Below are 24,344 nucleotides of genomic sequence, written 5' to 3'. Positions count from 1 at the left end.
CCAGTTCTAAGACTTTTCTTGAGGTAGTGTGGTCTGGTTTGGTCCATCATCGACATATCGGCAGAGTTCCTCGATAGTCTCCGGGCGAATCGTCTCAAGATTATCAACCTGTTTGGCGAAGTTCTTCATATACAGACCTTTGAGACCGATGACAATCGTACCGTGTCGCTTCGCATCCTCAGTTCGTGCGGGGATGGACTCGATATTGTCAAACTGGTCTTCGACTAGTTCACGATTGAACACGACGCCAATTCGATCCGCTTTGACTCGTTGAACCATTTTGTCAACGTCAATACTGGTGTAGTAGTCTTTGCTGAGTGTAAAGAAGACAACGTCGTAGTCACTCTCGTCGAGAACCTTCTGTAGATCCTCTTGAATATAGAGTTTCCCGGACCGGTCACGGATCTCGCTCACGTTCATCGAACTGAACGTCACTTCGTACGGGGGGAGGTAGTCGTTCTCGCCGACTAAGCCAAATCCGGCGCTGATGAAGTACCGATCAACATCATGGCCGTTCGATCGGAGTCGGCGAACGGCATCTCTGACATTGGCTTGCTGGCGACCAGTGTATAGGTCGCGTGCGGCGATCCCAGGGACGTTATCACGAGCGAGGAGATCTTCTCGGGAAAATTGAAGCGTCTCGTCGGCGTCAAAGACTGGCGCATTATCAGGGACATCCTTCGATCCAGAGCACTGGTCAATGACCAAAATGTCGAGGTTGTCCACATCAAGTTCTGGTGGATGTGGGAGGAAATCCTCGCCAGCAACATAGTTTTCGCCACAAGTCTCCAACACCTGCTCACGAAGATCGGCTGGATCACTGTATGTCTCTACAGCACATTCTTTCTCACGTGCTGCTTCAATAACCGCATCGTCGATCGACCCGTCATCATCCTGTAAGAAAAGATACTGGTAGCGTGCGGCCTGTTCACCAATATTTGCGGCCATTCGATCGGGGTCAAACGACGCCATGGAAGGAGTGTCATCCCACCACTCGTTCACACCACTTGCATCCAACATACCAAGTTCAGCAATAGGGAGGTCGTGTGTCTGCTCCCAGAATTCAGGATGCTCATCGCGGAGATAGTTTTCGACAGTTTCAAAGCCGCTAAGTTTAGCTGTACCCTTCGTCGCAACGAGAATCTTCGGTAGGTCCTCCTCAAACTCATCGTAGAACCTCCGCGTGTTGTGGAACCCCCGACGTCGGTTTCGATCGTTTCCACGGAAGATACAGATGTCAATACTTTCCTCACGACAGAGTGGACAGTCACAGCGATCCCAAGGGCGCTCACGGAGTGTCTCTTGATACTCTTCTAAGAGGTCGTCGTCCCCGACCCATGTCGCGTACTCTCTGACGATCGCCCAAACGCGATCGTAGTCAGTCACTATGTCTGAGTCGTTGAGGAGAACTGGCGCATGTGGGAATTGATCGAATATCTCATCAGCTGTCTTCAGTAGATCACTGTATTGAGAGAACGGAACCGGATCCTCTGGGCCGTCTTCACGAAGGAGCTTAGCGAGCTTCCGGCGGAGGTCGCCGCCGAAACTCGCCTGTAGTTCACGCCCATATTCGAAGTCCTCTCGGAATGCCGCCTCGACGACCTCTAAGAGACGCTCATCAAACTGGTTATCGTGACGGTGTTCACGGAGATAGTGTTCGACCGCCGGGAGAATATCTACTGAGGATGAATGCCAGTCGTTGAGGGCATCACGAATCGAGCCACCTGCGTCGTACGCCCGTAGGGCAACAAGCACCTCGCGGCTACGAAGTGATGCCTCGACAGACTCCGCAATATTAGCACTGCTCGACGGATAGCGGACACGAATGGCGTCATAGCGTTCGTCGTGATCAAGTCGGTAGTTCCCTCCTCCGGTCCACGCCGACCGAAGCATACTCGCACTATCGAAACTCGACATTCCCGACCGTCCGATTGTCTCGAAACCTTCGGTCTTTGCGAAACCGAAGACGTGAGAATCCACACGTGTGTTATGATCACGTTCAAACGCTTTCACCGTCTTCCCGACGGCCTTCACGATCTCTCGAACATCGTGAATCGGGCTTCCTGCGACGCCGCCGATCCCAAGATAGTCATAGCCGATATCGAGGACTTCCTCTGCAGCCCTCGCGTAGGAGTCGGAATCCCACCCCTGAACCGCGACCATCAAGCGGAACGGATAGTCACGCCGCTGATAGAGGGCATACATCTCTTGGGCGTTCCGCAGCGTCAGCTCGTATCGAAACTCTGCATCGTCTTCCCGGTAGACGGCGCGCGGATCCTGTGAGAGACGTTCGAGTACGCTCTCAATCTCCCCTTGAAAGTCTGCCGCGGTGAACGGTTCGATCTCACTGTTTGCATCCGTTCGAATCGTAGGTTCGTACTCATCAACGTACGCAGGCCACTCCTCCGGCCACTCGTCTGTCATCACGTCGACAACTTCCGTTACCGCGTCCGGAATGTCGTCCTTCGTCATGTCGCCATCGAACGCCCGTTCATTGAGGTAGAGGCGGCCCTCTTCTTTCCCGGACCCGAGAACGAGATGGTCGATTGTGACCCCGACAGTGACTTTGAGTGTCTTATAGAAAGATAGCATCTCTTCGTTCCCGTAGGGAGGGAAAGGCAAGGATTTGTACCCCCAGGCGCCACAGTCGCTGATTGTCGGGAGCCAGTTTGGCACAGAGAGTACTGGATCATCGTAGACGCCGTACTTGGCAAGTCGGTCGGCCTTTCGATCAGTTTCCTCGACCTGTTCGCGAGAGATAAGCACACCGTCAATCGGTGTCGTCTCTGGTTCGAAGATATCCCAGATATAGTTTAGATCACGCTCCTGGCGGTCGAGCGTAGAGAGTTCGTCGTGTTCGAAGTCGTAGTGAGCGTCGACTGCATCGTCCCACTCAGGAACATAGAATCGCACAGATTCGATTCACCATTTCACGGTTACAGCACACATTTATATGAATGTCTCTTTGGACGGTCGGCTGGTTCTAATCTTGGGTTAGGAGTCGCGTCAGGTGTCACCGATCCATTAGTGGTTTTCATCTCCACTAAACTCGTCATCACCACGGGTGCGGCCGACTGCCCCGTTAATCGCATATATTAATACATGAGCTATTTGAAACGCGTCCTCTCACGTGAGATTAGAGATGGGGCGAGTGACGAACTCCTCCCCGCTATTGTTGATACCAGTAATTGGGGTGACGGTGTACTGAGTGTCACCCATGGTCCCATCAAGCCGAACGATTATGCTCGGGTTATCTTCGTAGTACCATTCTACATAAACTCTCTCGTGAATCTCCTCAGGCCATCCAGAGGGATAGTAGTCTATCAGGTCAGTTTTGCTTGCGGGCATACACCGATCGTACCTCGGAGTCAGTCAATAATGTGCGCACAAAACGACTTAGGCGTACTTGGATAATCGTAGGGGGCTCCACCGATATTACTTAGTAAATACTCGAAGAATCCGCGTCCGTGCCTTCCGAACAACAGCGCGCGTCACCACTTGTCGACGCCGGAGAACGAACACTCCAAATCGGCCGCGACCAGCCGATACGCATCAGCGCCGGGCATCGGCTTCTCCACCACGACGGGAAATGCAATCGGCCCCACGGCCATAACTACGAGATTACCGTGGAAGTGACCGGTACACTCTCCGAGGAGGGGTGGGTCGTCGATAAAGGAGACGTCACAGACGTCATCGACGAGTGGGACCATCGGTTCCTCGTTGAGGCTGGTGACCCACTTGTCGAGGCGTTTGAGTCTAGTGGCGATTCTGATGGACTCATCATCCTCGAACACCCGCCGACAGCTGAAGTGATGGGTGTTATTCTCGAAGAAAAACTCTCCCAAGTCTTCCCAGATCGCGTCTCTGATGTGGCAGTCTCCGTTCGCGAAACTTCGGAACTCTGTGCAGGGAGTTACTGATGCCTGTCAACTCGACCCTAGATCCCGAATCGCCGATCGCAGAGACTTCTGACGCCGCGATGCTTCCTATCAACGAGTGTTTCTACTCGCTCCAGGGAGAGGGAACACTTGCGGGCATCCCCAGCGTGTTCATCCGCACCTCTGGATGCAACCTGCGCTGCTGGTTCTGCGACTCATACCATACGTCGTGGGAACCGACGCACGGTCAGTTGAGCCTCGAAGATATCGTTGCGGAGGTCAAGTCTCACGAGATGGCTGAGCACGTCGTCCTCACTGGTGGTGAACCGCTCATCCACGACCACTCGGTAGAACTCCTCGAACGCCTCAACGAGTTGGGTTATCACACGACCGTCGAGACGAACGGCACCATCTATCGCGATGCCCCCATCGACCTCGCCAGAATCAGTCCGAAACTCGCTTCCAGTACTCCCACCCCTGAGAAAGATCCTAAAGGTGATCGAGAGTGGTCTGACCGCCACGAAGAACGCCGCATCGACATCGACGCCCTTGCCAGACTCGTCGAGAGTTACGACTCGCAGTTGAAATTCGTTGTAACCGGCGAAGACGACCTGCCTGAGATCGAAGATCTGCTCGCACGTATTCGAGACGCCACTGCGACTACGATCCCTGATTCAGACATCCTCCTGATGCCTGAAGGAACAACACGCGAGCAACTCGATGACTCGCGAAACATAGTCGCAGACCTCGCAATGGAGTACGGCTACCGTTACACACCCCGACTTCACGTCGATCTCTGGAACGACGCCCCCGCCACCTAATACGATGACACAACACTCACAACTCACACAACCCGAAGGAGAGAATATTGACCGAGAGAAAGCCCAGCGAGGGACGCGCATCCTCCTCGAATCGCTCGGTGAGGACCCCGATCGGCTGGGCCTCAAAGACACTTGGGAGCGCCGTATCCCAGACGCGTTCACGACGCTCACCGAGGGTAATCGCCACGAGGCCAAGCCGACGATGCGCACTTTCGACGCAAAGAACGATGACCTCGTTGTGAAGACTGGCATTCCATTCTACTCGCTCTGTGAGCACCACTTGTTGCCGTTCCACGGGATAGCACACGTCGCATATCGCCCCAGCGAGGAAGTTGTTGGACTATCAAAGATAGCGCGGTACGTCCGCTGGCAGTCTCGTCAGCTTACCATGCAGGAATCCCTCACGAATGACCTTGCGTCTGGCCTTGCTGAGGAACTTGACGCACCAATGGTACTGGTCGAAATGAATGCCACCCATCTCTGTGAAGCCATGCGCGGCGTCGAGACTGAAAGCACGACAACCACTCGTACCACCATCGGTGAACTCACCGATGTCGAACGCGAACAGTTCCAAGCCGCAGTTGCCCGTGCGGAGGGGAATCAATGAGCAGCGCGAAGCGGGCAGTGGTTCTTGCTTCTGGAGGGATGGACTCGGCGACCGCCGCCGCCATTGCCAAAGATCGGGGTTACGAACTCTACCTCCTGCACACCTCATATGGCCAACGGACAGAAAATAAGGAGTATGAGTGTGCGAAGGCCCAAGCCGACTACTTCGACGCTGCAGACTTCCTCCATCTTACCACAGATCACCTTTCGAAGATCGGCGACTCAAGCTTGACCGATGAAGAGATAGACATCGAGGAAGCCGACCTCGAAAGCGATGAAATCCCGACTTCCTACGTGCCGTTCCGGAACGCGAACCTTCTCGCGATGGCGACCTCCTACGCCGAAGCCAACGAGTGTGATGCTGTGTTCATTGGAGCGCACTCCGAGGACTTCTCCGGCTATCCAGACTGTCGGCCCGCGTTCTTTGACGCCTTCCAGGAGGTCGTCGACGTCGGCACAAAAGACGAAACCGAGATCAGCATTGAATCTCCGTTCGTAGAGTGGTCCAAGACGGATATCGCTGAGGCTGGGACCGAACTCGACGTCCCTTACGAACTAACATGGAGCTGTTACAAAGATGAAGAACCCGCCTGTGGGACGTGTGATGCTTGCGCGTTTCGCCTTCAGGCATTCCAGAACATCAGTATTCGCGACCCAATCAAATACGCCGAATGCCCGGAATATTCGGAGGATTGATCGAGAAAGCAGCGATTACAACACTGGAGGCTTCAGCGCGTAGTAATCGAGTAGAGACCAGGGCCTCATTAGTTTGCACTTCTGGTATTTCGGTGGGAAAGAGGTTCAACTCCTAGAGAATGACCAGGTGCAGAACGAGTCGACCAAGACCTACGATTACCCGAGCAGGATGATTGGGTGGTCATCAACCGAGGAAAGAGAACAGATTGAGAGACTCGTCTCCTGGCTTCACGAGAATTTCTGTCCGGGTGTCCCCGTTGGTCCTCGTGGCCAGTCGATACTGAGGAAACACACATACACACCGATTGCAAATCGTTGGCCATGGCTCAGTCACAGACCGCCTCAGAGAGAGCTGTCGAGGACGTCCTTGCGCAACTCCCTGAGGTACTCGAGAATGTGCTTCCCAACATCGATCCCCCGCTGAGACTGGTCGAGCGACAGCAGCAACTACCGAGTGGCCGAGCTGATCTGGTGTTTCTCGCGGGCGAGGAGGTCCTCCTGATCGAATTGAAGGTCGTCGAAGCTACCGAAGACCACGTCTCTCAACTGAAGGGGTACAAAGAGGATTATGACGCTGTAGCAGATAATACCGAATTCGCCGAGGGTCGTACACTGTACCCAGTTTTGCTCGCACCGTCAATCCCCTCGTCAGTCCGAACTGCGTGCAGGCAGAGCGACCTCGAGGCGGTCACGTACGAGATCGGCGATGTTCTCGATGCGTTCCATGACACGATATTCAGTGACCTTCGACAGTTCCAAGTCAAGGGCGATGTGACGGCAGTCGCCCGGTTTGGGCTCTTCAACGAATACCTCAGATTCCTTGAAGATCGAGACGACCCTGTTTCGATAACAGACGCCGCAAGTGAGTACGATCGACTTGGCAAGGGGAACTCGAGCAGTCCAAGATCTAGGATTCGAAAGTTCGTCCAGCAAGCTGACGCGCTTGGCCTCACTACGGAAGACTCCGATGGGATCTACCTCACACCCCGTGGTGAAGCGTACGTCGCAGGAGGTGATGAGGTGGAGTCGAGATGGGAACTCACAACGGAGCAAGCACAGGTGATTACTGACTTGCTCTATGACAATGTGTTCTTCTCAGATCTCACCTACAGCATGGCAGCCCTGCTCCAAAGTGTGTTCGAGCTCTCGAAGAACTCCCACCCTGTTGCGCGTGACGATATCGATGACTGGTATGCGAAGAAAGTCGGGAAAGGCTCTGCCTGGGGTGAGCGAACTAGAGCTGATGCCGTTCGCTGGGTAGGGAACTATCTGCAGGAGCTCGGACTTGTGACCGTTGTTGATGGGGCATTCTACATCACACCAGAAGGATACGACGTGCTTGCCCACGTCGCGATTGACGAAGGAAAGTCTCTGATCCGGTCGACGACAACACGGAACTCAGTCTAACACCTCACTCTCTCCGTGCAACGTGACGCGTCGTTCTACCGATCCGATTAGCACGGTGCCAAAATAGAACGATGCCCCCCGCCCGGTTAGAAGCCTGCAGATGGCAGAGACTGTTTTTCAGGGTGCCCGCATGGGATACTCATCCTCAACTACAGGGCAGTCCCATCGAAGGTCGCAAGACGTGCAAGTTTCCTTGGATGGGGGCTTCTCAGGTGGATTCCATTCTTGAGATTCTCGGCTCCGCTCGATGCTCCCGACTGTCGAGCTAAACGTCTCCATCGCACTATCAATCTGATCACGATCGAACTCAATCTCCACCTGTGCTTGCTCGGGGTCAGACTCGCCCATGAAATAGAGCACAGCACGTGATGGTAGAACACCGTTCTTCTGCTCGTAGAGTCCGGCGTACACCTGCATCTGGTAGCGGTAATTCTCCAAGTCGATGTTCCCTTTGTCCGGGAGTTGTGACGCCTTGTAATCCCAGATCTCCCAATCGCTTGGTTCCTCGCTGTCAGTGCCATCCTCTCGAATCAGCACGTCCACAGTTCCCTCAATTACGAAGTCCTGATGTTGGGCCTGCAAACGGTGTTCGGTGTCTTTGACGCGAGGGTAGAGTTCCTCAGCCATCTCTTCGTTGAATTCCTTGATATACTCAAGTGCCCGCTCCTTTGCCTCGCCGCTCATCGGTTTCGTACCGTGGGCGATGAGTGCGTTACTGACCTGTTCGAAGTATCGCTCAATATCCGCCTCCTCTGGGACGCTAGCCTCAACTTCGTCTAACTGACCCCGGTACTGTTGGTGCATCCGATCGAGAGTCTCGTGGACGACAGTACCGAAATACAATTGCGCGGCTTGTGCTGGTGAAAACCCGTAGTCGGAGAAGTGTCCATATTGGCGGGCACACCGTCGATACGAGAGGATATCACCCGTGACGCTATACCGTCGCCGGACTCCGGCACCTCGGTCGAACTCTCGGTCAATCACGTCGAACCGTGAGAAGTCATTGCTGTCGGTGAGTACTCTCCCTGCTGCCTCAAGATCGTCCGGCGTAATCGGTGTCCCATCGGCACTGTTCCCCAGAGCAATCTGCTCAACATTTGAGCGTGCCCCGGCCAACACGAGGGCGTCCTGTGCACGTGAATACTGAACGAAGAACCGGCGGATGTTATCTCCGTCTGCACGGACTTTGGCGCTACTCTCGTCGGTGTCGAGGTCGGAGTACGGAGCGAGAACATCCTCCATGAAGTGGGTACCATCAGGACCATCGCTTTTGTCAATGTCGGCCGCGAGAACGACTGGGAACTCGAGACCTTTTGCCTGGTGGACCGTCATTACCTGAGCGAATCCCTCCGGGATCTTGTCGTAGGGATCTTCAGGTTCGTCGAATCCAGAGTTTGCAACGTACTGGACAAAGTTGTAGTAGAAGTTCACCAACCACCCGTGTGATATCTGCCCCTCATAGTGGCCCGATGTCCGAAGTTTTCCATTGTAGATATTGGTGAAGGCTTCAAGCAGATTGGTAAGTGTCGCAAGTCGCTTCGCACGGTTAGGGTCTTCCTCACGCCAGGTACTGAACGGGTCGTGTGCCATGAGCCGGTAAAACACGTCCATCACCGACTCAAGCCATTCATCAGTATCGTGCCCGTCGAGGTTTTCATGAGCATTCTTCACATATGCATCGAGTTCATCACTAGCGGCCTCAGCGCGGAGTTCGTCGAACGCTTCGATCCAATCATGAGCAGAACTCTGGAAGTTCCCGCGGATACGGTTGCTGTCGAGCACGGTGAGATCACGGTCAAGTACCCGTAGCAACCCGCCGAGGGCTAGTTGAATTTCTTCCTGGTCGAGAAGTGCTTTGTTTCGAGGATTGTATACATCGATGCCGCGACTGCGGAGTTCGTTGACGAACGGACCTGCATTCTGTGGAGACTCCTTAGAGGACCGAACCAGGAGTGCAATCTGGCTTGGATCGTCTCTAGAATACCCTCTTCGAGTATGTACTCAACCAGCTCAGCCGCAATCGCGGCGGTATCCTGTCTGTTGCCCCCGAGAATTGCGTTTACCGCTGGGTAGTCGCCATCGAGTTCCGCAGCTGGGTCTAACTGCTCCTTGTTCGGGGCCCTGAGTGTTGCACTGAGTTCTTTATGATGGTGGATGTACCGGTTTATCCACTCGACGATCTCATTGTGTGAGCGGAAGTTCTCGGTGAGTTGTGCTGTTTCAGGACTGACTCCGAGTTCAACCTCACACCGCTCACCAAACCGCACCATACATTCGACAGTCCCCCCACGAAAGCGGTACAGAGCTTGGTCGTCATCACCAACGACTGTTAGGTCGCCATCGCATCTTTTGGCCAGTTCGAAGTAGATTCGCTCCTGTAGTGGGTTCGTGTCTTGATATTCGTCGACGAGGACGTACTCAAGCGGTGGTTTGTCGACCTCGGGATCGCCATTGAACAAGCGATCGCTCGAAGTCGACTCAATAAACTCGAGGAAGTGCTCCTGAAGAGCGGCGAAGTCACACCGTTGCTGGTCAGGGGACTCAAGGAGTTCCTGGTACGTTTCCAGATGTTCGCCTAGTTGCCGGAGAACAGGTTCGTCGCTCTCAGCTAACCGCTCTGGGTCAGTCCGGTACTGGCGTGCTTTATTGAGTAGTTGTATTCCGAGCCGTGTTGCCTCCCACGTGTTCGGTGGATAGTTCGTCTTCCAGGGTTGACGGAGTGATTCAAAGAACTCGTATGCACCGTACTCATCGTCTTTCAGCCACGTTCGTAGTTCGTCGGCGTGGCGTCTTACGAAGAACTCTTGATCATGCTGATCGAGAAGCTGAAGGTCGAGATAGCCTGGATAGCGGTATTCATCCATAAGTGAATCACAGAGGCTGTGGAGAGTCCCGCTTCGAATATTCGTGACATCTATTTCATCGCCGTAGCCAAACGCATGGACCGCGACTGCAATACGATCCTCAAGTTCTTCAGCTCCCTTTTCTGTGAACGTCGTCAGCATTATCGACTCGGGAGCGACACCGTCGACGACCAACAGGCGGAGAGTCTTAATGATCAAGGCCTCAGTTTTCCCGCTGCCAGGACCGGCGAGGACCCACAATGGACCACTCTCATGGTGAAGAATATCGTGTTTTCCTCCTTCGATCTCCCAATCGTTCAACTTCTCCCAGCGACGCTCGAACTCAGCTAATGATATCGTGTCCATGGATCGTTCAGTGTTTAAATGTCACCAAATATTCATTGGTGGTTCTATAGTATGGGTACCTCCTACTAGATAATAGTTGTGTAAAACGACAAGTAGCCACCTCCTTGGAAGAGGATCAAATGATGAAACCTCGAAGAGGCGCTAGTCGACGCAGGGTTCAAGACCCGCTCATCACCGAAGGCGGATAACACGTCGTCGCACCTCGCACAACTGGAAGACGGAGATTCGCCGATCGTCCTCACACTCGACGAGTCGGAACAGACCGAAGATGAACACCTCCCGCACGTCCTCTATCGAGACGGAGAGCGTGACACCCATCTTAGTCGTCCACGAGCACGAACGGTTCGCGGGACGCCTCGACGCCGGGACGTCGTCGCGTGGATTAACACCATATAAGACAAGCCGAGACGAACCGAGACTACCGCGTCGCGCTCCGTGTCTTCGGGAAGCGACTCGCTGAGGACGATTCGACCACCGACCCGGACGTGGTGAAGGACGGCACCCTCAAGTCCCTCGCGTGGGTGTCGGCGAAGGTCCTTAAGAACTACCAGCAGACGCCACGTGCCTCGGATATGCTTGACTGGGACGGTGACTGAGAGCGAACGGTCGCGCTGGTGCTGGAGATATGGCTCGAGTGCGGCGCACCGAAGCCGAGTTAGGCGTTACCGTAGTACCATTTGACCGTCAATGACGCGACCATCATCGACCGAATAGGGCGACTCACGGACTGGAGAAAGTCTAGAGTAGTCTGCCTATGACCTGAATTTCTCTCACCCAGCACGGGCGAAGGCGAAATCACTCGCCTTGCCTTGATCATGGAAATACTCAGAAATAATCGGCAGCACCGCCAACAGCACGAACTACTCGGAGGCATAGCCGATGTCTGCTAAATCAGTTATCGATACGGCGACGCTCTTCGGTCTGCTCGGGAATCGACGTCGACTGCTCGTCATCGAATACCTCTCCCTTTTCTGTCGCGATGAGTGCGTCGAGGTTCGTCATCTGGCGAGGATCGTTCGTGGGATCGAACTCAGTGAACCACCAAGGCAAATCGGGTCAAAGGAATATGAATCTGCGTATAACGGACTCATTCAGACACACCTTCCAAAACTCGCCGCACATGGCGTGGTCGAATACAACGATACCCGAAAGACCGTCACGCCGACATCCCGTGTGAGACAGTATGCTCTTCTTGCACAGTTCGCTCGGTACCTTCGCTAACGCCAAGACTGGCGCTACAATCATCCTCTTGAATAGTTTTATTCTGCCTGAACTGGATCACACCAATGAAGTGAGTCGAATGAGTTGAGCACACCCTTGCTGGAGGATGCGGTATTCGTACGCACTCACAATAGGAGTCGTTTGACTATCCACCGTTCCGTATCCCCGAATCACCGACCGCAGTCGTCGACAGCGTCCTCGATAGTCGTGAACCTCCACGCGTATTTTGTCAGGGATAGGTTCGACGAACAAACAGAGGTTCACCGCCCCGTCAGTGATCAACTCTTGGTAAACGCGCTGAGGAACCGGAGCGAATTCGCCGATGTTGCGATTGATTCTCAGGCTTCCTCTGTCGTATCACCGGATATCCGATGAAGACGAAGTCCGTTCTCAACGAGATCAAGCACGTCATCGCGCTCAAACGAATGGGGTCGATTCCGGTGTGTACACCCGTACTGATACAGACAACGTGGACACCCATCTGAACAGTCACAACTGAACTGCGTCGAGATGAGGTCCATCGCGGACTGGAAGTTCTCGAAGGCCCCGTCCTCCTCTTCGATCAGGAGACGAGAGACAGCTGCCCCTCCCTCGAGAGAGTCGAACACGTCGGCGTATCCCGTCCCGATATACTCGTTGAGATCCCGGATCGTCACACCAGAGAGTTTCTGAAGTGCCAACCGAAGGCCGTGAATGAGCGTGTGATCTGCGTGGCGTTCCCCCTCACTCAGACTTACCCGAACACCCTCAGTCGAGTACGAGTATCCCAAGCGGGCGTACGTGGCCTCTGAACCCCCCGTATCGACGACGTGATCGGCGTTAACTGAACAGCGGCGGACATCATTTTCGTCTTCATACATGATCCCGGTGCAGTCCGATTCTCCACAGAGTTCGAATGTCGTCGCCTCGTCGTCCACCGCACCTGACTGGTACTTAGTCCGATACGATTCGGTGAACTCCAGTATCTCGTATTCGCCGAACGCGAGGGTGCCGACTGGTGTTCCGTCGGCTGTCTGTAGTTCGAACTGTTGCTTGGAGTCGAAATCGAGGATCTCCGTCTCTCGGTGGGCGTACGTGTTCTGGACGCGCTCCCCGGAACGCTCGTATATCTGACGCGCCCGGTCGAGTTCGTTCGGAAGCGACTCTGTGTCGAGCGTCGCCTCGACGGACTCGAGTGCGTAGAGCCGTCGCTGCTGCCAAGCGGTTGCCCCGCACGAACAGTCGGTGTCAGGCGAGTCAGCGGTAGACCCACACTCCTGACAGACAAAATCCTCCGCAAGTCCGTCGATGTCCTCAACCGCGGTCTCCGCATGCGTCTCGATGGTCTCCCGCAGGTCAGCCGATCCCTTGTCGTCGATGAACACCTGTGAAACGACGAACGGCCGACGTTCGTGCAGGTACGCCGCTCCCGGATGGAGTTCACCGATGGCGAGTCGGCTCGACCGGCCACTTCGATCATCGCCGATCGGTTCGGGTTTGCCCGTCTCGTCTACGACCTCGATCCCGACGGAGTCGGAGACAGTGCGGAGGCTGAACGCGTACTCCGCGAACGCGTCCTTGAGGACCGTCAGGTAACTCTTCCCCGACAACTGCTCCAGGTACTCCTCAAGAACACGTCTCCGATTCTCGAACTGCTGTTGTTGTCGCTCTAGCCGGGGTTCTTCCTCTGCGGTGGCCGCTTCCAGTCGGGACTCGATTTCGTCTCGACGGGACGCATACTCTCGGATCCGCTCTCGGAGTTTGTCCGCGTATGTTCGATACCCGTTTACGAAAACGCGTCTCGCCGCGTCGACAGCATCATCGACGAGATGACCGTGTTCGGTTAGTGCCCCGACCAGTGGCCGATCCGAGTCGCATTCAGGACATTCCGTACCCGCTTTCGATTCGTCGAAGTGTCGGTGACACCCTATACAGTAGGCGTACGACAGCATTGACTCAAGATACTCACGGATTTCCCGTTCGTGGTCCGTGATCGTGATTTCAACAGGACGGAGTCGCGACTTGTCAGTCCCGAGTTCGAGTTGGGAAACGTTACGCGACAGTACCTTCGTAAACTTTGCCACCTCGTCACGTCGTTCCTCTGAGACTTCCGAGCGACGTTGGACTGATTCTCCTCCCTTGACGCTGTTTTGAGTCGTCTCCCACGGAACAACAAACTCTGCTGCGAGGTAATCGAGAACACCCCAGGCCAGAGAGACACGGAGAACACGCTCGTTGTGTTCGTTGAGCGGAACAGGCTGTTTGTCAGCGTCGATGAGTTCGATCGGTTCGTCGTAGTAGTAGTAGTCGATCGGGTTTCGCTGGCTCACGCTGTGAACGAGTGCGGATCCGGAACGTCGACCTGCTCGTCCGATCCGCTGGAGATAGGCGTTCATGTTCGGCGGCGTACCGTACAGGAGGAGCGTATCGAGCGATCCGATATCGACCCCCATCTCCATTGTTGGCCCCGACGAGAGGAAATGCGGGTACGTCCCCTCCCGGAACAGGTGTTCGATCTCGCGGCGCCGCATCTTCGGTGTCGCCCCGAAGTACAGTTCGCTCAACAGCAATGCGACCCGCGACCGAGTCGCGGTGAACGCTCGCTCGGTGAAGCGTGGGTGGATTCTTTCGGCCCGATCGAGCACGCTGTCCTCCGCTCGAACGACACCCGTCGGTGATTGATACTCGTGCTGCCGTTGGGAGTAGTATTCGTCACCACTCGGATTGTACTGGACGGACCCCCATTGTGGGAGTGTCAGTTCGAGCACGGTCGGATCGAATGCCACCCGGTCGTCGTTCCGGAATTCCAAGACCCCTTTACTTACCAGCAGGTCGATGATCCGACGCCGTTCGTCGTCCTCCTCGCCCACTATGTCGGTAAGTGCGGCGCTGTCTCCAGCGTCGACCAACGCAGCGATGACGGCTTCCTCCTCCGGTACAAGTTTGTCACGGACGGACGGCGATAGCCGAACATCAACGAGTCCGTCCGTCTCCAGAGAGACTCCCGTTGACGGTCGCTCACCGACGTGACGGACCGCTCGCCGTCGAAGTTTGTCCTTGACTGCGGATTCGGGGTCAGACAGGTACTCGGTACTGAAGATCGTACTGGCGAGGTCGACTCCCTGCTGGTCTCGAACATCACCGTCACCAAGTTCCTGTTCGAGCGCCGAGAGGAGTTCGTAGCCGTGTTCGGCTACCCTCTCGAGATCCACCCATATCGAGTCTGCTTCCTCCGGTGGTTGTTCGTTTGTGCTCGCTCCGATTGTGAGGGTTGCCAGATCGGTGCTGCCGAGGTTTGCCGACTGTCGGCCAGCGAGCGCGAGTTCCAACCCCGCAAGCACGAGTTGGTCGAGCGCCGTGTCGACCTCTGGTTCCGTGAACGCTCGGTCAATCTCTTTCATGTCGCGATGCGAGTCGGAGAACGCAAGCAGTTTCGAGTCGCTGAGACCCTCCTCGCTCGCGATATCCCGGAGCAGATATTGGGAGGGCGTCACCGCAGCGTTCGTCGGACTTCGCATCAATTCGGTGTACGGATCCCCAACTACTGTCGAGTGAAGGCTGTGCTCACACGGGATCGCCTGAGGGATACCCAGTGGCGATCGGACGTGCCGCTCGCCATTCCACGTCCGATATCGACGGTACGGCTCCTGCGTAGTTCGATAGGAGGGGTCGGGGCAATCGCAACCACCACCATCGAGGTGTTCTGTGTCGCAGGAGGAGCAGGTATGAACAGTCGACACCTCATAGAGACCGCGTTTCACGAACTCCGTCGATCCACAGGAGCACCTCTCGGGTGATGATTGCTCGAAGTGAACTGCCTCACAGTCGCCGTCGGCACACACCCATGGAACGTACCGAGTATTCGTCACCCTGTTCCCGCACGAACAGTCCGTCGGGACCTCGGCGGCGCTGTAGGGCTCACCGCAGTCGCTACATTCGATCGAGCCGTTGAGCCCCACCGCTTGGAGATCCGATCCGCTGCAAGAGGAACACGACCGCGTCAGTTCCCACGTGTGACCACAAGAGGGGTTACGGCAGACGAACGTCCCCTTGTCGGTCGGAACGCCTTGAGTCCCGCATCGGTCACAGCTATCAGTCATCGAGCGAGGCTCAGCGTGGCCGCAGTCGGCGCAACGAACGAACGGCGAGAAAGTGACTCGGTGCATAAGAGGCCCAGTATCCTCGTGGGTCCCGCAGAACGGACAGGGCTGGAACTCCTCGTCGCCGATCAGTCCCTCCTCAGTGTGAACGTGGGGGATGAGTCGGTCGCAGTTCGAACAGGCGTCGGCGACGAGATGTTCCTCACCGCAGTTGTTACAGTAAGTTGCCCGTGTGACGAACTCACCACTACAGACGCCACACTCGTCTTGCGGGGACCGGTACACCGCCTCACAAGACACACATGCATAGAACCCATCAAGGGGCCACGAAAACAGATGATGGCGGCTTTCAAGTAATCCGGCGAACTGGCCCACCGTTTGGAAGTTCTCGACCACACGGCTAGCCTGTTCCCGCGTGAGATCGAAGCGTTCGGCAGTGTCAGTGACGAATTCCTTCGGTGTTCGAGGCTCGCTCGATAAATCCATATAGAGCGTTTGGAAAGTCTGGATGACCGGGTCGTCAGTGCTGTCAGCAGTGTAATAGTTGAACAGTTCGTCCGCGACCTGGTCCTCCAATCGGTCGTTATCGAGGTGTCTCGCGTTCTCGATCTGGACGTCGACGTCTCCGAACTGGCTGGGCGGTTCGCTATCGCTGCGACCTGCGTCGACGATCGACTCGGAATCGACGATGTCCTCATACAGCGCTTCCGGAACCTGGACGTCGTAGCTATCCAGCGATCGCGGATCCTCTCTGACCGATGTGACTTCGCTCGCCCCACTTACCTGTCTGAACAATTCCTCGTCATTGGCGACCGTCGCACTGCTCCCGATCACCTGGAGCGGATCGCTGTCTCGACGCTCCCGGAGGCGGCGAAGTCGTTTGACGAGCGTCGCGGTGTAACTCCCCAACAGCCCGTCGTAGGTGTGGACCTCGTCGAAGACGAGAAACTCCGGTTCGTATATGAACGCCTCCCGTTCGGTCTCGCCGTTGATGTTGAACAGTCGGTAGTTGACCGTGTCGGGGTTCGTGAGGATAATGTCCGCGCCGTTTTCTATCAACTCCGTCCGGGTCAGGTGGACGAAGTCTAAGGGGACTTCGTGCGGCCGGTCGTCTTCACAGCGTGGTTTGTCGGGTCGGAGTCTGAAGCCGCTCGAACTGGTTTCGACAAACACACCCTGTCCGCACGACTGACACTTATCGAGGTCGTCATTCGCTCCCGGGCAACCGAAGTGCTGGAAGGTTCGATTGAGATACCCCTGTGCGTTGGACTCGTGCTTATGACGTGGGGTGTCGCCATCGTAAATCCCTACAGTGACCCATTCCTTCTCCCTGAGGTTCCGGTTAACTCGATAGAGGATCTGGACCAAACGCTTGAACTGGTCCTGTGCCAGTGCCTTCGTGGGATACATCAAAAGCGCCTTAGTCGATGTCCGCCCAGACTGTTCGGTCGTGGTCTTCGACTTGACAATCTGGTCGAGAATCGGGATGAGCCACGCCTCGGTCTTCCCCCGTCCAGTCGCGGCGCTGATCACTGTATCGTCCCCCGCGAGGATTCGTTCGACGCTGCGCTCCTGGAAATCGTAGAGACGACGGAATCCCTCCTGATGGAATGCGCGTTTGATGTTGGGGTGGAGCGACTGTGACCCCGCGAACGTCGACCAGTCCTGGTGACTCCAGTTCGCGATGGGAAGCGCTTGAAGATACGGACCGCGCATCCCCGCGAGTGTCGACTCGCCAGCCGAGTCCGGTTGTAGTCGACTCGCGACGCTCTTCGCAGGGAGACCACCTCGTCCCTGCAGATACGTCTGGTACGCTTCCCGCATTGTTTCCGCGTGGTGTGCTGGTTCGTTCATTGTTCACAAGTATAGATCTATTGTTAGTCGATGCCTGGAGTCGGCCCGTCAGCGGTCAGATCTCTATCTTCACCGACTCGGCGAGTTGTGGGATTTCTTTGATCTCCCGTAGTGTACTCAATTCGACGTCAGCGAGGGTTGTATTTGTCCGCTGGTTGAGTTCGAGAATCGTCTCCATCGTCTCGTCGCTGATGCCGTGCTCCTCCTGGAAGGCTGCCGTGTCGTGGAGTTCCTCGCTCTTCTCCCACTTCTTTCGAGCTCTCTTCCACTCCTGAACGACGGACGAAGCGGAGTTCGACGGGTCGTCCATTTTACTCGTGACGATCGTGCGAAGCCAACTGATGGTCTTCGAGAAGTCCTTCTCTTGGGAGCCGAGAGCATATAGGAGGTCCTGTGCGGAATTGAGTTTCTCTTTCCAATCGTTCCGTTCCGATATATATGTGTTTCTGGCGTGCTCAGCCGCCCTGTCAACGTCCTCTTTGGCTTCCGAAATCTCATCTCGATATCGGTCGAACTGAGGGCCACCACTCAATTTCCCCGAGGAAGTCCTCTGCTGGTCGAGTCCCTCTTCGACGAGTGCACTGGCGACCTCCTCCGGCGTCTTGGCGACTGAACTACGAGCGCGTCTGATCGCCGCGTCTCCAGGGGGAGCTATGTCGAACCCACGGTCGAGGATCTCGCGGTAGAACTGGAGTTTTCGGATCGAACCCTCCAAAGCGTCGATATCCCTCTCGAGGCTCGAGATGAGCATTCCGGCTCGGTCGACTTTCTGGTCGATATTTTCGGCGTTCCGTTTCTGGACGGTTTCCTCCTCGATCTGCTCAACGGCTGATTTGAGTGATGGTGACTCGCTCATGTTAGAACTCCTCCGTGGCTTTGATTGCGTTCTGACGTACTTGCTCGTATTGACGCAGTTCGTTCAGTTGCTTGACCTGCTCCTCAAGATCGCCAGTGTCGTCGATTTCCTGATCGCTGAGAACCTCGATCATCTCATCGAGAGTTTTGTAGACTTCCCACGCATCGTGAGTCTCGAGGCTTACTTGGAAGTCGTGTAGCAAGGCGAGTCGCTCAAACGCAGTATTTCGGCCCGTCGATCTCAGGTCCGAAAGGACCGAATTAAACTCGTTGAGGTGGAGGTCGTGTCCATCTGTGGTGAGTGACGCCTTCGCCTCCTTCCAGTCTCCGTCCCTCGTCACGTCGAAGACACCTAGCGCCTCGTCGAGTGTGTCGAACGCGTCCAGAAGGTCAGCTTTCGTATGCTTCGGATCGAACCAACTCTCAACAGCGGCCAGGTGGTCCGCGAAGTGCTCTTCAAGGTCGTCCTCAGAGAGGAATGACACTTGTACCGCATAGTCGGATACTGCGTCAAGGAAGGTCGTGACATTGGTGTTCGCGTTAGCGCGATTCGTCCCGATCTCGTACCAATTGGGATAGTCAAGTTCCTCGGTGTTGATCTGCTGGGCAAGATCGAGGTACTTCGACGGGTCATCCGCGACCTCCCGTTCGACTGTACGCAGTCGGTCATGGTCCACGAGGTTCTTTTTTAAGAGGAAGAACCCGTTGACGAGAGCAGTAATGTCGGTCCGACGCTTCTTGAGGGTGTTGAGCTGCTCGGCGAGCGGGCTGTTGCTCCCGATCGCCGCCCGAATTGGATCATCATAATCACGGTCGTCTCTGGGCGTACCCTCGTCGAAGACAAGGTCTCTCGTAATCTCGAGATCGCCAAACTCCGCGTTCCGGAGGAGGAACTTCGAAAACACGACCACGTGTTCGATAGAGAGATTCTCTGGTAGACATGACTCAACCCGCTCACGGATGTCGTGTCGTAACTGAACGACCGAATCCGTCGCCCAAGCGTGAAGTCGCTCAGCGTTTACGTCGTCCGGGAAGCCCTCGCCGTCGTGCATTCCAACCTGAAGGATGTCGAAGTAGAGGTCGCGGTTCCCGTCGTTGAACTCCAACATAACGGAGAGGTCCTTGCGCTCATCGGGACCCTGGATCGAGACGGGGACCGAACTCCCGTGGGTGAAGTAGATACCCCCGACACCCGTGGTTGATGCGTTCGGGTTCGCGACCCGAGTACTGTCGTACCACTTCCCTAGAACTTCCTCGGCACCGGATCTGAGGACGTTCGAACTATCGTACTCTTGGCCGGTATCGTACCAATTGTTGAACTCGAGGACGCTGGCGCTAATATCGCGACGGGTGTCGGGTTGAACGGGAGTGACGGTCTCGAACTTGCGTTCGAGTTTCGCCTTGGCGTCGTCTGCTGTCACCTCGACGACCAATTCGGTGGCGTGATCTGCGACAGCGAACGTCGCCGCCCCATCGTCGCCAGTCTCGTACGTCTTGGTCGTCTCTTCGTCACCTACCTTCTGAGTGATAGTGACGATTGCGTTCTCAATGACGGAGCCGTTGTCCGTCACCTCAACTGTGGCGTTCTCGCCGGGCGCGGCGTTGTCAAGGAAGGAAGCGTCCAGCCCGTTCTTGGGGCCAATCTCGAACTCGCGTTCGAGTTTCGCCTTGGCGTCGTCTGCGGTCACCTCGACGGCCAATTCGGTGGCGTGATCTGCGACAGCGAACGTCGCCGTCCCATCGTCGCCAGTCTCGTACGTCTTGGTCGTCTCTTCGTCACCTACCTTCTGAGTGATAGTGACGATTGCGTTCTCAATGACGGAGCCGTTGTCCGTCACCTCAACTGTGGCGTTCTCGCCGGGCGCGGCGTTGTCAAGGAAGGAAGCGTTCAGCCCGTTCTTGGGGCCAACAATGCCTCCATTGTCGAGCACTGACGGACGAGCTCTCTCCCCGCCGGTCAGGCTGAGCTGTTTGTTTAGTTGGAAGACGACGAACTCTTGACCGGTCTTCTCACTCTCGTACCTTTTGTGCCCGTCTGGGGGAGCGACCCCGAAGTGATCGAGCACTCCGATGGGGACGAGAATGGGGTTGTCGCCCGCGGAAACGCCCGCTTCCTTCTTGTACCCGTACCAAGTCGCGATCTTCCGTAACTCAGTAGAGTACCTTCCCTGGTCGATCGGAGAGATGACAGCGTCAATGTTGGTGCTCCGGTCAAGCGTCTCGAACGTTGGTTCGTCCGAGAGTAGGCATCGACGGACGACCTTTTGCAACAGCACTCTGGGTGTTCGCCGGGGACTCCCGTCCTCGATGAGGTTATCGTACGCGACACGGATGGCGACCTGGTTAAACGGATAAAGTCCATCGAACGCATTCTCAGTCGCCTCGTTGATCGTACTGCCAGACTCAGCTTTGATCACGTCAAGGTACTTCCGGACGAGTTCGATGGAGAGGTCGTCGTCGAGGAAGAGCGCCTCACCGTTCTCGGTGAGCGTCATGTACCCCTCCGCACGGTCCTTCAGATACGTGAGTGCGTCCTGGGACTCACGGTCTCCGAGCGCGTCCTGGAGGTCGTCCTGCTCGAACCCGGTGGTATATCCGAGGACAATGTCGAACGAGGCGCTCTCCACCTGAATGATCTGGTCGAGCAGTTGCTCCTTGAGGACGGAGAAGGTAGTGACGTCTTCACAGATGATCACCGGCCGCTTCCCCATCTCGTCTATATACTGCTCTGTGTACTGCAGGAGTTGGCCCTGAAAGTCCGTGACACCGATGACGTGCGAGAAGTGTCGGTGGATCTCGTCCCGAAGGACCTGGCGCAGGACACGCTGGTTGGAGTGAAAGACGCTGTCGCTTCCTAACTTCAGTGCGAGGTCTCGGTAGTCGTCCTTCGAGATGAGGTTCGGATCGAAGTCGGTCTCGTCTTCGGCCTCGAGTCCGCGCTGGTACTGTTCGATGTTCGATCGCAACATCTCCGTGAGATCGCCCTCCTCGATGATCTGGTCGATGTCCGCGTCCTCCAGTTTCTGTCCGGGGTTCGCGGAGAGGTTCGTGGCGATCGCGTTCGCGACCTTAGAGGGATCGAGACCACTCACCTGAGAGATCTCTGGATCGATGCCAAGCGGTTCGGCCAGTGTCTCGACGATCCGCTCGAGGCTGGTTTCGCTGGCCTTGATGTGAAGCGGAATGCGTTCCTCAACACCGGCCGGCGTATCCTGACCGAGACCTTGCAGTTCGTAATCGAGCCACTGACAAAGTTGGCTCTTACCCGACCCGGTTTCACCCTTCAGGATGTACGTACGGATGTCGTCGTCGAGCTCTCCGCTCAGAAGCGTGTCACGGAGATCCGCCTGTGTGACGATCGTGTCCTGTTTATCGGCGAGGAACTCCGCATAGATCCGGTCGATATTGAGGTGTGTCTTGTAGAACTTCTCCGGGTCAGATTTCTGTTGTGATGTCGCCGTCAGATACTCTCTCACGACGTTATCATCCCACGGTCGAACCTCTTTGGTCAGACTCATTGGGACACCTCCACCCGGTGTGCAGCGAGGGGATATTCGTACGCAGGTCTTGTCGGGCGTTCCCCGATTTCGAACGAACTTGTCGTCCTCGATTGTAGCGTCGGAATTGAGACGTTTTTGTGTGTATCGCTCATCGAAGTGAGTGTTACTGAGTCGTCGTACTGCATCGTACTGAGTGTCTCAGCGAGTCCTCTGTGGACGGTCGGTGTTGTACCCCCACGCTGGGCAAAACAAGAGCAGAATTGGTCCTCGATCCAGTTCAGCGCATCACGGATTCGATTCGACCCGTCTTCTGACTCCATGAACGCCGAAAGGAGGTCGTAGACGAGACGCGGGGACGGACTTGTGAGGATCTCCTGGTTGTCGTGGACGGAGACCAGTCCGAGCGGACCAACAAGGTTGTACCACGTTTGGACCTTCTCGGTGTTCCAATCGAACGAGTACTCCAACTCTCGTTTGGCCTCCTCGACAAGCAGTTCCTTGTTATAGAACTGCGTGTCCTGTTTCGCGAGGAGTCGGTGCAATTCCATGAAATGTTCCTGGTTCCCAGACTGCTGCTTGAGATGGTGTAGGATTCGAAGTTCGAAGGGCAGGTCGGCGAACGGTTGTCCCTCGATCGGTTTCACTGTCCGGTCGTCAGGTCGTTCCACGAAATCGATCGCGTGGAGGAACTGAACGGCGTCGTCGATGGTCGATGTCGAGTTCCCGTCCGTCCGGGGACGACCGAAGTCCGAATACAGTTGTTTCAGTGGGGTTAATTCGGATATCTCCTGGAAGATCGCTTTGACGTCCGCTCCACGGACCGACTGATAGCTGACTAAGTCCTTCCTCGACTTTCCTGTGGCGTGGGTGTAACTCATCGGTTGGTATCGTTCTGATATTCGGCGAGCAGTTCCGCGTCGAAGTCGCACCGGTGAAGCGTCGCAATCATCCGTCTCGCGATCTTGCCCGTATCGCCCCGCTCGATCCAAGAGCGAAGCGCCTCCATGACGTGCTCCTCATACTCGTCGAGGATATCCTGAAGGTCGTGTTCGAGGAAGTAGTACAGCGGGTCCCAGACGGGACTCCCCGCCGGTGCTTCGTCGTACTCGAACAGTTCCGGTAGGGTTGACGCTGGTGCTCCGTGTTTCGAGTGGTGCTCCGACACTCTGTGGAAGAATACGTTCTTTGTGTAGTCCAACGGAAGCGCCGAGTCGACGTGATTGGAGACGTACTCTTGAACAAGGTCGAGATAGTCGAACGTGACGGCGTTGAACTGGTCCGCCGCGGATCGACCCTTGACCGGGGTTCGTGAGGGTATCTCTGGTGCGTCGGTATCGGTCACAAGGACGTATTGGCCGTCACCGATCCGTTCGTTCGCCACCCGGAGCAACTCCCACGTAACGTCCGCCTGGGAGATCCCTTCGTAGTCGAACTCCTGTTCGTGACGGGGGAGCAACTGCGGCGTGGTGACGATGTGGCCAAGCGGAAACGAGACGTCCGCTGGAGACACGTCGTTCGGGTCCGTGTATCCGTGTTCGACGAGTCGAAACTCTCGAGCCCAGAGGTCGTCGTATACGAACTCTTCAACCCCCAATTCGTAGAGGAGGGGGATGCTCCGGAGCTGTGCGCGTTCCTGCTGACCACGCTTTTTCAGATGTTCGTCATATACGATGACGGGGGACTCGCTCGTTCCAAGAAACGTCGAGAGATCGTTCTCTCCGGTCATCTATGCAGTACCCGAACCGATTTGCGCTCCAAACGCCTCTGATTATCGAGTCCGACTGAACTCTTTTGCTCTGGTGGCCCTGAACCTCTCTGTGGCCCAGTGGCTGTGGTTCCCCAAGGCCGAATCCCATGGCCTGTGACGCTACCCTTCCGTGTGCCGGTATCGCTTCTCACGTACCAGCCCGTTCGTCTGTTATCGTGCGGACGTGCTTTCATCTCTGGTGACAACCGGTCTTGCGCCGAATTTCGGACTATCGGCGCAGTGCGAATTTTGGTTCGCACCGGTCCTGTCCCATCAAATATATTCACCCATTATAATACTGTGGGTGAAATTACGTATCTCGATTAACCAAGCGGACGTAAGCGAAATCGGCCCTGGAGGCCGATCGACCTGACGGCGTTTGCCGCCGGGTCGCGTTGGCCACTACCCACCGATCTTGCGTAGTCGGAGGGGCCCGACCAACGCTGATTGCTGGTTGTCACCAGTGGCGCA

The 24,344-nt window shown here is 55.9% G+C and carries 16 protein-coding genes; 6 read left to right on the top strand and 10 right to left on the bottom strand.

Features of this window, described 5'->3' with window-relative positions; all coding sequences use genetic code 11:
* Nucleotides 1-6: 6 nt before the first annotated feature.
* Both P0R32_RS17340 and P0R32_RS17335 read right to left on the bottom strand, forming a co-directional pair.
* Nucleotides 7-2,913, bottom strand: coding sequence for a queuine tRNA-ribosyltransferase tRNA-guanine transglycosylase (locus tag P0R32_RS17340; RefSeq protein WP_276239663.1), 2,907 nt, complete (start codon nucleotides 2,911-2,913; stop codon nucleotides 7-9).
* A gap of 213 nt (nucleotides 2,914-3,126) precedes the next feature.
* Nucleotides 3,127-3,348: a hypothetical protein gene (locus P0R32_RS17335; RefSeq protein WP_276239662.1), complete on the bottom strand. Its 222-nt coding sequence runs from the start codon at nucleotides 3,346-3,348 to the stop codon at nucleotides 3,127-3,129.
* A 119-nt stretch (nucleotides 3,349-3,467) separates the two neighbouring features.
* On the opposite strand from P0R32_RS17335, the gene P0R32_RS17330 reads away from it, so the two are divergent.
* The 5 genes from P0R32_RS17330 (at nucleotide 3,468) to P0R32_RS17310 (ending at nucleotide 7,408) form a co-directional block, all read left to right on the top strand.
* Nucleotides 3,468-3,920, top strand: a complete 453-nt coding sequence (locus tag P0R32_RS17330) for a 6-pyruvoyl trahydropterin synthase family protein (protein WP_276239661.1) — start codon at nucleotides 3,468-3,470, stop codon at nucleotides 3,918-3,920.
* The gene (locus P0R32_RS17325; RefSeq protein WP_276239660.1) at nucleotides 3,920-4,699 is read left to right on the top strand and encodes a 7-carboxy-7-deazaguanine synthase QueE; all 780 of its coding nucleotides are present in this window, start codon (nucleotides 3,920-3,922) and stop codon (nucleotides 4,697-4,699) included. Before P0R32_RS17330 ends, P0R32_RS17325 begins: the two co-directional genes overlap by 1 nt.
* Before the next feature lie 4 nt (nucleotides 4,700-4,703).
* Complete coding sequence (gene folE, locus P0R32_RS17320) at nucleotides 4,704-5,306, top strand: GTP cyclohydrolase I (RefSeq protein WP_276239659.1); 603 nt, start codon at nucleotides 4,704-4,706, stop codon at nucleotides 5,304-5,306.
* Entirely contained in the window at nucleotides 5,303-6,001 is a 699-nt protein-coding gene (queC, locus tag P0R32_RS17315; RefSeq protein WP_276239658.1) for a 7-cyano-7-deazaguanine synthase QueC, read from the top strand. The genes folE and queC overlap by 4 nt, the downstream gene beginning before the upstream one ends.
* Before the next feature lie 321 nt (nucleotides 6,002-6,322).
* Nucleotides 6,323-7,408 (top strand): PDDEXK family nuclease, encoded by a 1,086-nt coding sequence (locus P0R32_RS17310; RefSeq protein ID WP_276239657.1) that lies wholly within the window; start codon nucleotides 6,323-6,325, stop codon nucleotides 7,406-7,408.
* A gap of 117 nt (nucleotides 7,409-7,525) precedes the next feature.
* On the opposite strand, the gene P0R32_RS17910 is transcribed toward P0R32_RS17310, so the two are convergent.
* The 3 genes from P0R32_RS17910 to P0R32_RS17290 all read right to left on the bottom strand — a co-directional run bounded on the left by P0R32_RS17910 (nucleotide 7,526) and on the right by P0R32_RS17290 (nucleotide 10,935).
* A complete protein-coding gene (locus P0R32_RS17910; protein ID WP_343213814.1) occupies nucleotides 7,526-9,190 on the bottom strand; it encodes a PD-(D/E)XK nuclease family protein in 1,665 nt (554 codons plus the stop codon).
* Between the two features lie 41 nt (nucleotides 9,191-9,231).
* The gene (locus P0R32_RS17295; protein WP_276239656.1) at nucleotides 9,232-10,617 is read right to left on the bottom strand and encodes a UvrD-helicase domain-containing protein; all 1,386 of its coding nucleotides are present in this window, start codon (nucleotides 10,615-10,617) and stop codon (nucleotides 9,232-9,234) included.
* 171 nt (nucleotides 10,618-10,788) lie between these two features.
* A complete protein-coding gene (locus P0R32_RS17290) occupies nucleotides 10,789-10,935 on the bottom strand; it encodes a hypothetical protein (RefSeq protein ID WP_276239655.1) in 147 nt (48 codons plus the stop codon).
* 633 nt (nucleotides 10,936-11,568) lie between these two features.
* On the opposite strand from P0R32_RS17290, the gene P0R32_RS17985 reads away from it, so the two are divergent.
* Nucleotides 11,569-11,838, top strand: coding sequence for a DUF7344 domain-containing protein (locus P0R32_RS17985; protein WP_432765144.1), 270 nt, complete (start codon nucleotides 11,569-11,571; stop codon nucleotides 11,836-11,838).
* A 338-nt stretch (nucleotides 11,839-12,176) separates the two neighbouring features.
* Here P0R32_RS17985 and P0R32_RS17285 read toward each other — a convergent pair whose 3' ends face one another.
* The 5 genes from P0R32_RS17285 to P0R32_RS17265 all read right to left on the bottom strand — a co-directional run bounded on the left by P0R32_RS17285 (nucleotide 12,177) and on the right by P0R32_RS17265 (nucleotide 23,852).
* Nucleotides 12,177-17,741 (bottom strand): DEAD/DEAH box helicase, encoded by a 5,565-nt coding sequence (locus tag P0R32_RS17285; RefSeq protein WP_276239654.1) that lies wholly within the window; start codon nucleotides 17,739-17,741, stop codon nucleotides 12,177-12,179.
* Nucleotides 17,742-17,826: 85 nt separating this feature from the next.
* Complete coding sequence (locus tag P0R32_RS17280; RefSeq protein ID WP_276239653.1) at nucleotides 17,827-18,627, bottom strand: hypothetical protein; 801 nt, start codon at nucleotides 18,625-18,627, stop codon at nucleotides 17,827-17,829.
* A 1-nt stretch (nucleotide 18,628) separates the two neighbouring features.
* Complete coding sequence (locus P0R32_RS17275; protein ID WP_276239652.1) at nucleotides 18,629-22,144, bottom strand: collagen binding domain-containing protein; 3,516 nt, start codon at nucleotides 22,142-22,144, stop codon at nucleotides 18,629-18,631.
* Nucleotides 22,141-23,004 (bottom strand): hypothetical protein, encoded by an 864-nt coding sequence (locus tag P0R32_RS17270; RefSeq protein WP_276239651.1) that lies wholly within the window; start codon nucleotides 23,002-23,004, stop codon nucleotides 22,141-22,143. Before P0R32_RS17270 ends, P0R32_RS17275 begins: the two co-directional genes overlap by 4 nt.
* Nucleotides 23,001-23,852, bottom strand: a complete 852-nt coding sequence (locus P0R32_RS17265; RefSeq protein ID WP_276239650.1) for a hypothetical protein — start codon at nucleotides 23,850-23,852, stop codon at nucleotides 23,001-23,003. Before P0R32_RS17265 ends, P0R32_RS17270 begins: the two co-directional genes overlap by 4 nt.
* Nucleotides 23,853-24,344 lie beyond the last annotated feature (492 nt).

It is taken from the genome of Halobaculum marinum, assembly GCF_029338555.1.
Taxonomy (GTDB): domain Archaea; phylum Halobacteriota; class Halobacteria; order Halobacteriales; family Haloferacaceae; genus Halobaculum; species Halobaculum marinum.
Note: the sequence above shows the minus strand (reverse complement) of the source record. Positions and strands in the feature narration are given on the sequence as shown.